The sequence below is a fragment of the Lactobacillus sp. UMNPBX17 genome (genome assembly GCF_002553735.1).
Lineage (GTDB): Bacteria > Bacillota > Bacilli > Lactobacillales > Lactobacillaceae > Lactobacillus > Lactobacillus gallinarum.
The window spans coordinates 1-12874 of record NZ_PCYT01000049.1 but is presented as its reverse complement, the minus strand read 5'-3'; the positions used below and the strand labels follow the sequence as shown (position 1 = coordinate 12874).

Genomic DNA, 12874 nt, shown 5'->3' with positions numbered 1-12874 from the left:
TTCAATATACAGAATTTAATTTTCAAAAGTGTTCAATTTGAAATTGCAATTTTCGGTTGTAATTCTTTACTTGCATTAGGCAACAATTGATCAATCATTTGATTCATTGTTACCATTTCATTTAAATCAATATTTTGTTGTTCTAATAATGTTTGCTCTACTATTCCTGGCATTTCCAATCCTATATTCTTTTAATTTTTTCACAACAAAAAGGGCCATTACGGCCTATTTTGCAATAATACATCAATTTTCTCATTAATAAACTTAATGCACTTTCCATTTTACAACATTAACGCTATTTACGAAAAGGGCTACAAGCATATTCTCTATTTTTTAACCAAAACAAGCAGCATCCCATCGATACTGCTTTATTTTATGCGCAGTTGCACTAGACTTTGACTCTATTTCTATTTTACGTGCTAACCAGCCTTTTTTCTAGTTTTATTTTCTTAACTAATCCATTAGGTTTTACATATAAATTCTTAATATTATTTCGCTATTATAAGATCAATTAAGATGAAAGGAATGAGAACCTTGATTAAACTACTCTTAATTGGTGGATTATTTTTAACACTTGGTTTAATGGCCATCAGCTCAGTATTAATTAATAAACCAGCAGTAGCAAAGGTAAAACATCGCCACTAAAAACCAGAATAATATATGTTAATAAATCTTTTTCCCCTCTAACTAGAAAGACCAGGTTATGTACTCCACATAGCCTGGTCTTCTTTTCGTCTTATTCTTTATGGTTGGTAGAAAATTGCACCTTGGTCAACAATTACATCTGGTTGCAACTTACGTAAACTCTTACTTTCAACACAATATTTTGTATTATTCAAATACTCTTTGAAGTTCTTAGTTTCCAAGTGCTGCTTGTAAGCTTCATTATTACGATAAACTTCAATAGCTAACCATTCATTTGGTTGATTGGCAACAGTTCCTGCAATCATTGCCAAAATATCTTTTTCTTCTTCGACTGCCGTTTTCATTTCTTTCATTACAGCATGAGCAAACTCATCGCCCTTACCTAAAGAAACACCAATTTCAGTCAGATAAATAACATAATCATTTGATCCGGTAACTGCTAGTTTTTCTGCCTTTGTAGAAATAAATTCCGGAAACAATTCTACCTTTACTCGACTAGTTAAAATATCTTTAGCAACGTCAGTAAAATCCTTAAATTGCTTTGAATTAGCATGAGTATCATAACTTGCTTCGTCTTGATAGCATTCTACTACAAAATTAGTAGTTTCTTCGTCATGACTTGTCTGCATAAACAATGTGCCTGGTTCGTTTTCTTGAGAAGTAAGCATATTATGTTGCCCTGCCTTAACGAACTTTGCATGATCCCCTTTATTAGTTTCTAGTTTATATAAACGCAAAATTGGTGTTTGTTTTAATTTCATAACTTCTCCTCCAAGAATTAATTTTGTCACTATTATACTAAATTTTACCGCGTCTATTAGTAAAAAACATCCCTTAGTTAAGGGATGTCACAAAACTATAACGTGTAATTAACTTTCTTAAACTTGTAGTCCTTCATTTTTTTAGCTAATTTCTTGCTTCTGAAGTAGTTACCACCATCATATCTACTAGAATAAACCAGCACGTTATGCTTTTTACCATTAATGGTTTGTGGTACCACTCGATAAAGACTCCAATTTTCAAAAGTAATCCACGGATCAATCTCATAGAATGTATCATTCTTCATTTTGGTAGTTTTACCAGACATCCAGTTTTGCGTTACCTTATCAAAGTTCTTCTGGTTAGCAATTCTACCATTGAAGTAATCACTAATTGTCGAAGCCTCCTGGGTAAATATTGGTTTGCCATTAACAGTATGTTCAGTAAAGGTGATCTTTGTGCCATTATGTGCATTACGATCATAAGAGTACCAAGTACCCTGCATCTTTTTTGGAATAGTAACCTGTACACCATTACCATAAGTTGAAGCATCAACAGTCTCAACTTGACTAGCCAAACCAGTTAATCCTAAAACAAGTACCATTGATGTTAAAGGTAACAAAGTTCTTTTTAGCATAAAAATCATCTCCAGAATGTAAAATATATGAATCCGCTTTCATAATATATTTTACAGTATCTTATAGTACTTAGACAAGATATTTTTAACTTTACAGATTAATATTCTTGCTGCAATAGCTTTATAAACTCACTACTTAACGCTGAATTTGACTTATAAAAAGCCATTATCTTTTGCTTTATTAACTGACCATGATCAAGCAAGAAAAGTGGCTGCAAATCTGCAGTATTAATTAACCTAACCGTATTCTCATTTAAAATAAAATAGCCAGACCCAGAGGCGACCAACAGTGCTGCTTCTTCAACCGAGTTAGAAGCGATGAATTGACTGCCAATTTGATACAAATCTTTAAATAAATGTAGCTCACTAACCTCTTCTTCAGGTTTAGCCACAATAAAACAAGTCATATCATTGAGCTCGTCTTTTTCAATCATTTGAATGCCATTAGGATACATTCCCTTGGGCAAAATTGCCATTACACCAGCTTGAGTCAATTCTGTTTCATCAAAGTTAAGATTCTCGTCACGCAAATCATTGATTGCTATGTCTGCTTCATCTTCATTCAATTTTGCAAAAGCACCATCATGACTAGTCGCAAGTAGTTTTACATCTACATTAGGATGTTTTAACACAAAATGCTGCACTGCCTGATCTAATTCCTTACGACCTAATTGGTCAAAATATGCAATCTTTAATTCCGTCATTTTATTTTTCATCCAGCGGTGCGTGTCCTTCTTCTGCTACTCTTCTTTTATCCTTAGTATCTTCATGCTTATTAAGTGCCATCAAGGCAAAAAAGATCAAATTCAAACCACTAACTACAATGCCAAATAATTTTATTAAATTGAGTTTCTTTTCTTTGCTCATTTTTTAACCTCACAACTAAAAATAATCATAAAATGATACATCGCCTTTAACGAAATCTAATTTTTGGATGCGGTAATCTGTAATTAATCCTAGTTTAACAGCAGCATTCATGGTTAGTCTACCTAATAGTACCTGGGTCCACGCGGTAATTGATCCCGAAAAATCAACCAATGCATCTTCCTTACGTTCTACCGCTACCTTACGTCCATGATTACTTAATTGCCAAACTCCAATATTCCAAGGACACTGTTCATCGCTATTGACTTCCAGATTAAAATCACCTTCTTGCATTGGCCGCATACAAGCCAAAACTTTTTCAAAATCAATAATTCGACTCATCATATAAGGACGCAAATCAACTTGGAGTTCGTTTTGTTCAGGAAAAAGTTCAGCTCGTAACGATTTCTCTGGTACGCTCATTTTAAATTGCTTAACACTGCCCGCGTGCGAACCCATAAAACCAAACATACTCAGTAATCCCTGCGGCGTAATTGCGTACATTTCATCAGCTAAAAAAGTATTGTCTCTAATGCGATAAATCAAGTAACTAATTGGCCGCTCATCCGCGTCAAAATAAACGGCTACATTGCGGTGATGATAATAAGAATCAAGTCTATTCCACCACCATGCCTCACGTATAACCGTGTTACGTTCATCATCAGTATGCAGTTGACGTTCATAAAGTTGAATCACACCATTTTGAACAGCTAAATTGTCCCACTTGCCACGCACTATATGACCAGAACGTGGTAATTTAAAACTACGCAATGCGCTTCCATCAAAGCGATATTCTTTTTGATAAATACTATTGCTAAACCCGTACTGGCGATAAAAGCTCTCCGAAAATGGTGCCAGGTTAGCAAACGGAATATCTTGCCTATGTAAGTCATGCAAAATTTCTTTCATTAATTGGGAAATATGACCTTGGCCACGATACTCAGGATATGAAGCTACATAACCTATTCCAGCCATCGGTAAATGATGCCCAAAAACATCACTTTTAAATCGATTAACCATAATATAGCTAGCTAATTTTTCCTTATCAAAATAGCCATAACCTGTACTATGATCATAACGACTCATAAAATTTTCGTCTTTAGTCAAATCATTATTTTTCAAAAATGCATATTGAATTAATGCCGTAATTTGCTTTAAATTATTCTTATTTTTCTTTAATTTCATGCTTATTCCTATACGTACATCTATAAATTTATTCATTACTATTTTAGTTCATTTTTTTAATTTTTAACTAGATTTTTCATAAAAATAAACCGGAATCATAAAATCCCGGTTTATTTTACGCAACGTATTCTTGATAAAGCTGAGAGATAAATGCCTGCATCTGTTCCACTGAATGTCTCCGGCTGCGAGCACATTCTTTAGCAGGGCGATCACATAAAAAGCACTTACGTGGCTGCCTGCCCAAATCTCTGCGTGAAATTGCAGCTTGTTTATTTTTTACCAACACGTCTGCATCAAAGAGACGTCCCAATGATGTCTGATCTTCAAAATCAATTGTTGAGCGCTTTACTTTTTCAATTGACAAAGATAATACATAGAAGTTTTCACAGCCACTATCATCATTAAGCTGTGTCACCAATTTAAAATGATAACCTAGGTTAGTCCAAGCATTTTCCAGCTCATTGATACCAAACATAAACATTTTAGTTAAATAGCGATTATTCTTGATTGGTCCTGGGATATTCATCTTAATGTCGACTAGAGTTTGATTAGGATACTTATTAAAAATCTTATGTTGTACAGCTACTCGCCTATCTTTAGCTGCTAAAACTTGGGCAATATCCTGCTTTTTTCCTTCATTAAAAATATTCATTTTTATCACCCAGTTAATTATAAACGATTGTGCCGACTCCGTCTGCTAGTTTGTTGGCATTGCTCAAAGAGGTGATAATTGCTAAATTACCTGTTTTTTCTACAAATTCAATTGCAGCTTCTATCTTAGGCTTCATACTCCCAGCTGCGAAATAACCTTCTGCTAGGTATTGTTTGAGCTGTTCAACTTTTATTTTACCAATTGCTTGTTGATTTTCTTTGCCATAATTCAAAAATGCATGATCCACCGTTGTTAGAATTACTAATTCATCAGCGTTGATATCTTCTGCCATTTTAGCAGCGGAAAAATCTTTATCAATTACGCCGGCAACACCTCTGAGATGCCCATCTTTCACAATAACAGGGATGCCACCACCGCCACAGGCAATCGGAATAAATAAATTTCCTAAAGTAGCCGCCATCACTGCTTTAATTGAATGCAATCGATTTTCAGCTTCTGTAAATTGCCAAGCATACTTTGAATTAAAGACCTCATCAGTTACTTCCATCTCATTTAAGCCATATTTTTCATAGATTTCTTCTCCCACCTGAGTTGTTCGATCATGAAAAGCTGGCAAACAATGCATAAAGATCAATTGGTCATCTGGTGTACCAGTCATTTGCATCATTTTCATTGTGACCGTATATGGCTTTAATAATTTAATTCGTTCAGACCAATCATTTTCACCCATCGAAACCCAAACATCGGTATAAACAACATTGGCTCCTTTAACGCCCTGAGCAATATCATCTGTGATCAAATTTTTTGAACCTGAATCTTGGGCAAAATTTTGAGCAATTTTTTGTACATCAGGATGTGTAAACAAAGGCTTGGGTGTAACAATATGTACATTAACACCTAACATTGAGCCACAAACTAAAAGACTGTCGGCAACATTATCGCGGCCATCACCCATTTCCAAACAGGAACGCCAGAATATTTAGCCAGCTATTCTACATCTTCTTGAGCAAAACCGCGATATTCAATTCCATCATACATTGAGCCTAGGACTTTAGCCGTATCCTTGACGCTTTCTTTTTTACCTAAGTGGATCTCGCTTGCGCCTAGATATTCTGGATGAGCGCCTAAATCATTACAAGCTACTACAAAAGCAGATCGCGTTCTAGTTGATGCTTTTTCAAAAAGTAGTGCAATATTTTTACCTTTCAGATATTCATGCGGGATATGCTCTTTTTTAAGTTCTTTTAAATGTAATGCAAAATCAATTAAATATGAAATTTCAGCTGGAGTATAGTCTTTACAATCGAGAAAACTTCTACCTTGAAAAACGTTTTATAAATATTTCATTTTTCTGCCTCTTACAAATCTTCACGAACAAGTGGACATGACATGCATCTTGATCCTCCGCGACCACGAGAAAGCTCACTTGAATGAATCTTATGAACTAAAATGCCATGTTTTCTTAACAAATCATTTGATACATAATTACGATCATAAGTAACGACTTCACCTGGTGCAATAGCCAAGGTATTTGAGCCGTCATTCCATTGTTCACAAGCAGCCGCAATCGAATCACCATTGCCAGTCGGAATTAAGTCAATCTCTGATACGTGTAAGTATTTCTTTAAAACTTTAACCAAATCATTTTCTGGCGTAATTTTAACCTCACCATGATCGTCTTGCTCTAAAACATAAATATCAATTTTCCCTGCTTTATCTAAAATAAAAGGATGAACGGTGAATTGATCATAATTAATCATTGTAAAGACCGTGTCTAAGTGCATCATAGCATGATTGTGCGGTATTTTGATTGCTAAAATTATGTCATAACTAGAATGACCAAAAAGACTATGAGCAAGATCGGTAATGGCAGCTGCTGAAGTTCTTTGAGAAATACCAATCGCTAAAACATGATTGTTCAAAACTAATTCATCGCCGCCCTCTAAGCGTCCATGAGTATAACGATCTCGCCAGACAGGAATATTGGCATCTTTAAATTTGGGATGATGCTTCAATATAGCTTCCATAAATAAAGATTCACGTCTTCTAGCTCTAAATGTCATCCTATTAATAGTCATGCCATTAGCAATTGCCGCTTGTTGATCACGGGTAAAATATACATTTGGCATCGGATCTAAGTAAAATGGATAATCTGGATCTTCAGCTAGATCGGCTAATGAAGGTGTTATATTTTGTATTTCATTTTTTCTAATTCCAGCAATTATCTGTTTAACCATGTCATTTACTGGCAAGGCCATTAAATAATCCATTAACAGTTGATGTAATGGATCTTCTTTTTTGATGTTAGATTCTTCTAATAATTGATCTACAAATTTCGTGCGGACATCTTTATTAGTCAAAGATTGTGCTAATAAATCTTCTAAATAAGCGACATGAACTCCCTGTTTTTCCAAAGTATGGGCAAAATAATCATGTTCTTTTTGTGCAATTTTCAAATACGGAATATCATCAATTAACATCCGATTTAAAATATCCGGTGAAAGATTTTCTAATTCTTTTCCTGGCCGATGTAACATAACTGTTTTCAATTTGCCAATTTCGGAATAAACATGAATTAAGTCAGTCATTATACCGTCTCATTGTATCCGCTTACAATAATTATGGATCAATTAGTTACAAGTTACAATCTTAAAGGCTTAAAGCATCAATTATTCTTTTCATTAATGGCGTAACCTTTTGATCTTTACGCCATGCTAATTGTAAATGTGTTATCCAGTTACTATGCTTAATCGGAATAAGATCACCAGGAGCATATGTAGAGGCAATGGATTCCGGAACAAGAGCCACTCCCATTTTTCGTTTAGCCCAGGTGATCGCTGTTCTGGAATCATCACATTTAACAGCATAAAACGGTTTAATTCCATGATGAGCAAAAGTTTGATTAAAAATCTCTTCAAATCGCCGGTAGATAATAAGAGGCTGCTCATTTAAATCTTTAATTCTTAATTCCGTTTTATCCTTAAATTTAGGATCAACAGTAACTGCCATCATTCTTTCTGTAGTTAAAGTTTTCGCCTTTAAACCGTTACGATTATAGGGAGTACGAACAATACCTAAATCGATTGTTTTCTTTTCCAATTTATCGATAATACCAAAAGTATTGTCCTCATAAATATCAAAGTTAATTTCAGGATAAAATTCAGTTAAGGCTTGAAAATTCTTCATAGGAATAAGACCAGTTGATGAAGAAGCCATTCCAATTGCAACTGTGCCTAATTCGCCAGAAATGGTCTTGTGGACCTGATTCTTAGCACTTTCAGATAGCGATAAGATTTCACTAGCATAGCTCTGTAAAATTTGTCCCGCATCCGTTAATTCGATACCATGAGCAGTCCGCTTGAATAATTGTGCTCCCAATTCTTTTTCCAATTGCTTTAATTGATAACTTAACGGTGGTTGCGCAATATAAAGTCTTTTAGCCGCAGACGTGATTTGTTTTTCTTCGGCTACTACTAAAAAGTAACGTAATTGTTTAATATTCATTGATCTATCCTTTTTATTTTGGTTACAGGTCTTATTAAAATTTTTTATATCTTATATTTTAATTTAGTATTTTCATCTCCACAACATATGTGCTACTTTATTAAGGTAGATTTGGAGGGAATAAAATGTCTGAAAAATTTCACGGCTTAACTCAAGCCGAAGCAGAAAAACGACTTAAAGAAGATGGTCTAAACGAAGTTCCTGAACCTGAATACAACTTCTTTAAGGAATTTTTATCAAAATTATGGAATCTCTCTGCTTGGATTCTTGAAGGTGCATTAATCCTTGAATGTATCCTCGGCAAGTGGATTCAATCATTATTTGTTTTATTCATGCTTCTTTTTGCAGCTTTTAACGGTGCATCAAAGAAGAAGCAATCACGACGGGTATTAAATACCATCTCACACGAATTAACGCCTAAAGTTGCTGTAGAGCGTGATGGTAAGTGGATTAAAATTGACTCTAAGCAATTGGTTAAAGGCGATTTAATTTCACTTCAACGTGGGGATGTTTTAGCTGCTGACGTAAAAATAGTTAGTGGCAACATTGCCTGTGACGAAAGTTCAATTACTGGTGAATCTAAAGCTGTTAAAAAGAATATCGATGATACAGCTTATGCTGGTACCACTGTAGTTGAGGGCGACGGCTTAGCAATCGTTACTGCAACTGGTAAGGATTCTAGAAGTGGTAAAACCATTAATTTGATTAACAACTCAGCTGCACCTGGTCACTTGCAACAACTTTTAACAAAGATTATCTACTACCTTTGCTTACTCGATGGTGTACTTACCTTAGTTATCATCATTGCTTCATTCTTTAAGGGCGGCAATTTCGATACCTTTATTAATATGTTGCCATTCTTGGCTATGATGTTTATTGCTTCAATTCCTGTTGCCATGCCATCAACTTTTGCATTATCCAACTCATTTGAAGCAACTCGCTTAAGTAAAGAAGGCGTCTTAACTGCCGATTTAACCGGTATTCAAGATGCGGCTAACTTAAACTTACTTTTACTTGATAAGACCGGTACAATCACTGAAAATAAAACAGCCGTTGCTAGCTGGAGCGATTTAAGTGATTTACCTGATCAAGACGTTTTAGTTTTAGCTGGTAGTGCAACCGACAAACGTAATGCAGGTATTATTGATATTGCTATTGATGAATACTTAAAAGAAAATGGCATCCCTGTCATGGACGCTGATCACTTCACCCCATTTACTTCTGACACCGGTTATTCTATGGCAGAAGTTGATGGTCATAACGTTAAGTTAGGTTCATTTAAGCAACTTTCCTTAATCGATAAAAATGCTAATGAAGTGGTCGAAGGTATTAACTTTAAGGCTGGACGTTCAGTTGCTGTGTTGATCGATGATAAGCTTGCAGGAGTCTTTATCTTACAAGATAAGGTAAGAAAAGATTCCAAGGCTGCTTTGGCAGAACTTAAAAAGCGTGGCGTACGTCCAATTATGTTAACTGGTGATAACCAAAGAACGGCTGCAGCTGTCGCTGAACAAGTTGATTTAACTGGGAATGTTATCTCTATTCATGACTTCGATGAAAGCACTGATGTTGGTGAATTAGCTGGTATCGCCGATGTTTTGCCTGAAGACAAACTTAAAATGGTTAAATTCTTCCAAGAAAAAGGCTACATCGTTGGTATGACTGGTGATGGTGTTAACGATTCTCCTGCTTTAAAGCAAGCTGAAGTTGGTATTGCTGTTTCTAACGCTGCCGATGTTGCTAAACGTTCAAGTAAGATGGTACTTCTGGATGACGGCTTAAGTTCTATTGTTAAGATTCTTGATGCGGGTCACCGTGTATACCAAAGAATGACTACTTGGTCACTTACTAAACTCGCTAGAACTGCCGAATTAACTATGCTTTTAACCTTTGGTTACCTCTTCTTCAACTATATTCCAATGGCATTAAACGCAATGGTTATTTATACAGTTATGAATAATATGGTAACTATGATGATCGGTACTGACCGGACTCATATTACTTACAAGCCTGAAAACTGGAATATGGCAAGATTAGCTAAAATTGCATTTTCACTTGCTGCAGGTTGGACAATTATCGGTTTCGCATTTGTCAGCTACCTAAACTTACATGGCTGGAGTCATAATTCAATTTCTACCATGGTTTATGTTTACTTAGTTCTTAGTGCAATGCTAATTGTATTGATTACTAGAACTCGTAAATACTTCTGGCAAGATTATCCATCTAAATTAGTTGGTATCGTCCAAATTGCTGACGTCGCATTAACATTTATTTTAGCCTTGTGTGGCTTGGCAATGGCTCAAATTAGTTGGCAAAACTTATTAATTACGGTTGTAGTGGCATTGGTTGCTGCAGTCATTATTGATTTGATTTACCAACCTGTAATGAAAAATAGATAATTATAAAATATAAAAAAAGCACTCTGATTACTACATTGTAGTTTCAGAGTGCTTTTTATTTTGACTAATAATTAGAAACTGTAGTCAAGACGTTTAAAGCTTTAACATATTCGCCATCGGCAATTTTAATAAATGGCTTTTCATTAATTTCTTTATGACCTAAGTAATTAACCTTAGCGCCACGCTTCAAAAACTTGCCTGGAATTTTTTCGCCCTTCTCATCATAAATAAAGGAAGGCTTCTTAATTCTATTAACTACCTTTATAGTGGACTTCATATATGGCAAGAATGCTTCTTCTTTAACAAATCTATTCTTACGAATCTTTACATAAGTATCACCATTAATTATCTTTATAGCACGTACTTTGTAAAGTTTTCCCTTTCTCAGATGTCCAACTTTAACACCATGCTTATTATAAACAGTAGCATTTCTAGTTAGATTTAATCTTTTACCTTGTCTAACTGGATTGGTAATGGCTGCGTCAACACTTTGTGTAGTTGCTACGCCCAATCCAATAACTGCCAACATTATACCTGCAGCAGAAATAATTTGCTTTCTCATCATAATCCACCCCCGTAGTGTTTATACCATTTTTCACCTTTATTTTATCAAAAATAATTCAATTAGAAGCATTTTTTACTCAACTGTTTTATAACTATTTCTTTAATTCTGCTAAAATTATCTATAACACTACTTACAAGGGAGTAATTACTTATGATTTTAACTTGGGATATAATTCGTAGAACTATTGAAGTACTATGGATTATTAACATTGCATTCGCTGTTTGGACGGTTTTTAGAAGTCGTCGCAGTGTTGTTGCAACTTGGGCATGGATGCTGGTATTAACTGTTTTGCCAGGTATTGGCTTTATTCTCTATCTCTTCTTTGGACGTCAGCTTTCACATGATGAAATTTTTGCTATTCAAGAAGAACAGAAAAAGGTGCAAAGACATTATTTAGCTGAACAGCGCGATATGCTTAAAGAACATGATCTTTTGCCTGAAAAAGAACGACTTCCACGGGTAAGAATGCTTTCAGAATTAAATCTTAACAATGATGATGCAATTTTAACTTTTGACAATCAAGTTAAGGTTTTTACCTCTGGGCCAGAGCTTTTTGATCAAATGATCCTTGATATTAAAAATGCTAAAAAATCTATTAGTTTGGAATTTTATACTTTTTATTCTGATCAATTGGGCAAGCGAGTTTTAAAGGCTCTAGAAGCGGCTGCAGCTAATGGTGCTAAAGTACGGGTGATTTATGATACTTCTGGATCACGTGGCACTAAGCCTGCTTTTTTTGACCATCTGCGTGAATTAGGTGGTGAGGCTCAACCATTCATTTCTACTTCCAAAAAGCACTGGTTTACTACACCTCGACTTAATTATCATTTGCATAGAAAATTGGTCATTATTGATCACCACATTGGTTATATTGGCGGATTTAATATTGGAGATCAATATGTTAATAAATCACCCAAATTTGGTCATTGGCGCGACACTCACTTGCGCGTAATTGGACAATCATCTGTTTTAATGGAAGTCCGTTTTGCAATGGATTGGAACACTTCAATCAGAAGAACTAATTTACCTAAATTTGAATTAAAAGAACTCAAATCATTTAGAGTTAACCGCAAGGACATTAATGATAGTAAGAATGTAGCAATGCAGATTGTTTCCTCAGGTCCCGACAACCAACACTATGGAATTAGGCGAGGCTACCAGGGAATCATTGCAGGAGCCAAAAAATATATCTATATTCAAACGCCTTATTTAATTCCTGAAGAATCAATTCTTGAAGCTTTAATTATTGCCGCTAATAGTGGAATTGATGTGCGAATTATGATCCCATGTATGCCTGATCACCCATTTGTTTACCGAGCTACGGAATATTATGCTAAATACTTAGTAGCTCACAATGTTAAAGTTTATAAATATAATGATGGCTTTATTCATGCTAAAACGATGGTGAGTGGCTCTAATATTTCTTCAGTTGGTTCTGCCAATCAAGACTTCCGGAGTTATACATTAAACTTCGAAGTAAATTCATTCAATTATAATCCTGCCCTAACTCAAGAATTAAAAGAAATTTTTGAAAAAGACTTAGATAAATGTACTCTTTTAACTAATGAATACTTCGCCAAACAGTCTTCATGGTTAAAATTCAAACAATACTTTTCAAGATTATTATCACCTATTTTTTAAAACGAAAAACCCTTTATCAGTATATCCGATAAGGGATTTTGTTTTTTAAATAATGCAGTTTT

The 12874-nt window shown here is 34.8% G+C and carries 12 protein-coding genes and 1 pseudogene; 2 read left to right on the top strand and 11 right to left on the bottom strand.

Annotated features, from left to right (window positions below; translation table 11 throughout):
* Positions 1 to 32 precede the first annotated feature (32 nt).
* The 10 genes and pseudogenes from CP368_RS10505 to CP368_RS07550 all read right to left on the bottom strand — a co-directional run bounded on the left by CP368_RS10505 (position 33) and on the right by CP368_RS07550 (position 8207).
* Complete coding sequence (locus tag CP368_RS10505) at positions 33 to 173, bottom strand: hypothetical protein (protein ID WP_158227429.1); 141 nt, start codon at positions 171 to 173, stop codon at positions 33 to 35.
* Positions 174 to 743: 570 nt separating this feature from the next.
* On the bottom strand, positions 744 to 1406 hold the full coding sequence (locus tag CP368_RS07595) for a putative quinol monooxygenase (RefSeq protein WP_098043798.1): 663 nt from the start codon (positions 1404 to 1406) through the stop codon (positions 744 to 746).
* A gap of 95 nt (positions 1407 to 1501) precedes the next feature.
* A complete protein-coding gene (locus CP368_RS07590; RefSeq protein ID WP_005719232.1) occupies positions 1502 to 2050 on the bottom strand; it encodes a hypothetical protein in 549 nt (182 codons plus the stop codon).
* Positions 2051 to 2139: 89 nt separating this feature from the next.
* Positions 2140 to 2757, bottom strand: a complete 618-nt coding sequence (locus CP368_RS07585) for a LysR family transcriptional regulator substrate-binding protein (RefSeq protein WP_098043797.1) — start codon at positions 2755 to 2757, stop codon at positions 2140 to 2142.
* Positions 2747 to 2908 carry a hypothetical protein gene (locus CP368_RS10595; RefSeq protein ID WP_005719234.1) on the bottom strand — a complete coding sequence of 54 codons (162 nt, stop codon included), beginning with the start codon at positions 2906 to 2908 and terminating at the stop codon, positions 2747 to 2749. The genes CP368_RS07585 and CP368_RS10595 overlap by 11 nt, the downstream gene beginning before the upstream one ends.
* 15 nt (positions 2909 to 2923) lie before the next feature.
* Positions 2924 to 4090: an enhanced intracellular survival protein Eis gene (eis, locus tag CP368_RS07575; RefSeq protein ID WP_098043796.1), complete on the bottom strand. Its 1167-nt coding sequence runs from the start codon at positions 4088 to 4090 to the stop codon at positions 2924 to 2926.
* Positions 4091 to 4205: 115 nt separating this feature from the next.
* Positions 4206 to 4742 (bottom strand): citrate lyase holo-[acyl-carrier protein] synthase, encoded by a 537-nt coding sequence (gene citX / locus CP368_RS07570; RefSeq protein WP_013086469.1) that lies wholly within the window; start codon positions 4740 to 4742, stop codon positions 4206 to 4208.
* Between the two features lie 13 nt (positions 4743 to 4755).
* Positions 4756 to 5981, bottom strand: a pseudogene (locus CP368_RS07565) (peptide transporter).
* Between the two features lie 80 nt (positions 5982 to 6061).
* Positions 6062 to 7291 (bottom strand): arginine deiminase, encoded by a 1230-nt coding sequence (gene arcA / locus CP368_RS07555; RefSeq protein WP_098043794.1) that lies wholly within the window; start codon positions 7289 to 7291, stop codon positions 6062 to 6064.
* Between the two features lie 61 nt (positions 7292 to 7352).
* Positions 7353 to 8207, bottom strand: coding sequence for a LysR family transcriptional regulator (locus CP368_RS07550; RefSeq protein ID WP_087176044.1), 855 nt, complete (start codon positions 8205 to 8207; stop codon positions 7353 to 7355).
* Positions 8208 to 8332: 125 nt separating this feature from the next.
* Between CP368_RS07550 and CP368_RS07545 the strand changes: the two genes are divergently transcribed.
* Positions 8333 to 10606 carry an HAD-IC family P-type ATPase gene (locus CP368_RS07545; protein ID WP_098043793.1) on the top strand — a complete coding sequence of 758 codons (2274 nt, stop codon included), beginning with the start codon at positions 8333 to 8335 and terminating at the stop codon, positions 10604 to 10606.
* Positions 10607 to 10670: 64 nt separating this feature from the next.
* Here CP368_RS07545 and CP368_RS07540 read toward each other — a convergent pair whose 3' ends face one another.
* Positions 10671 to 11171, bottom strand: a complete 501-nt coding sequence (locus tag CP368_RS07540) for an SLAP domain-containing protein (protein ID WP_025005953.1) — start codon at positions 11169 to 11171, stop codon at positions 10671 to 10673.
* Between the two features lie 150 nt (positions 11172 to 11321).
* On the opposite strand from CP368_RS07540, the gene cls reads away from it, so the two are divergent.
* Complete coding sequence (gene cls / locus CP368_RS07535) at positions 11322 to 12812, top strand: cardiolipin synthase (RefSeq protein WP_098043792.1); 1491 nt, start codon at positions 11322 to 11324, stop codon at positions 12810 to 12812.
* Positions 12813 to 12874 lie beyond the last annotated feature (62 nt).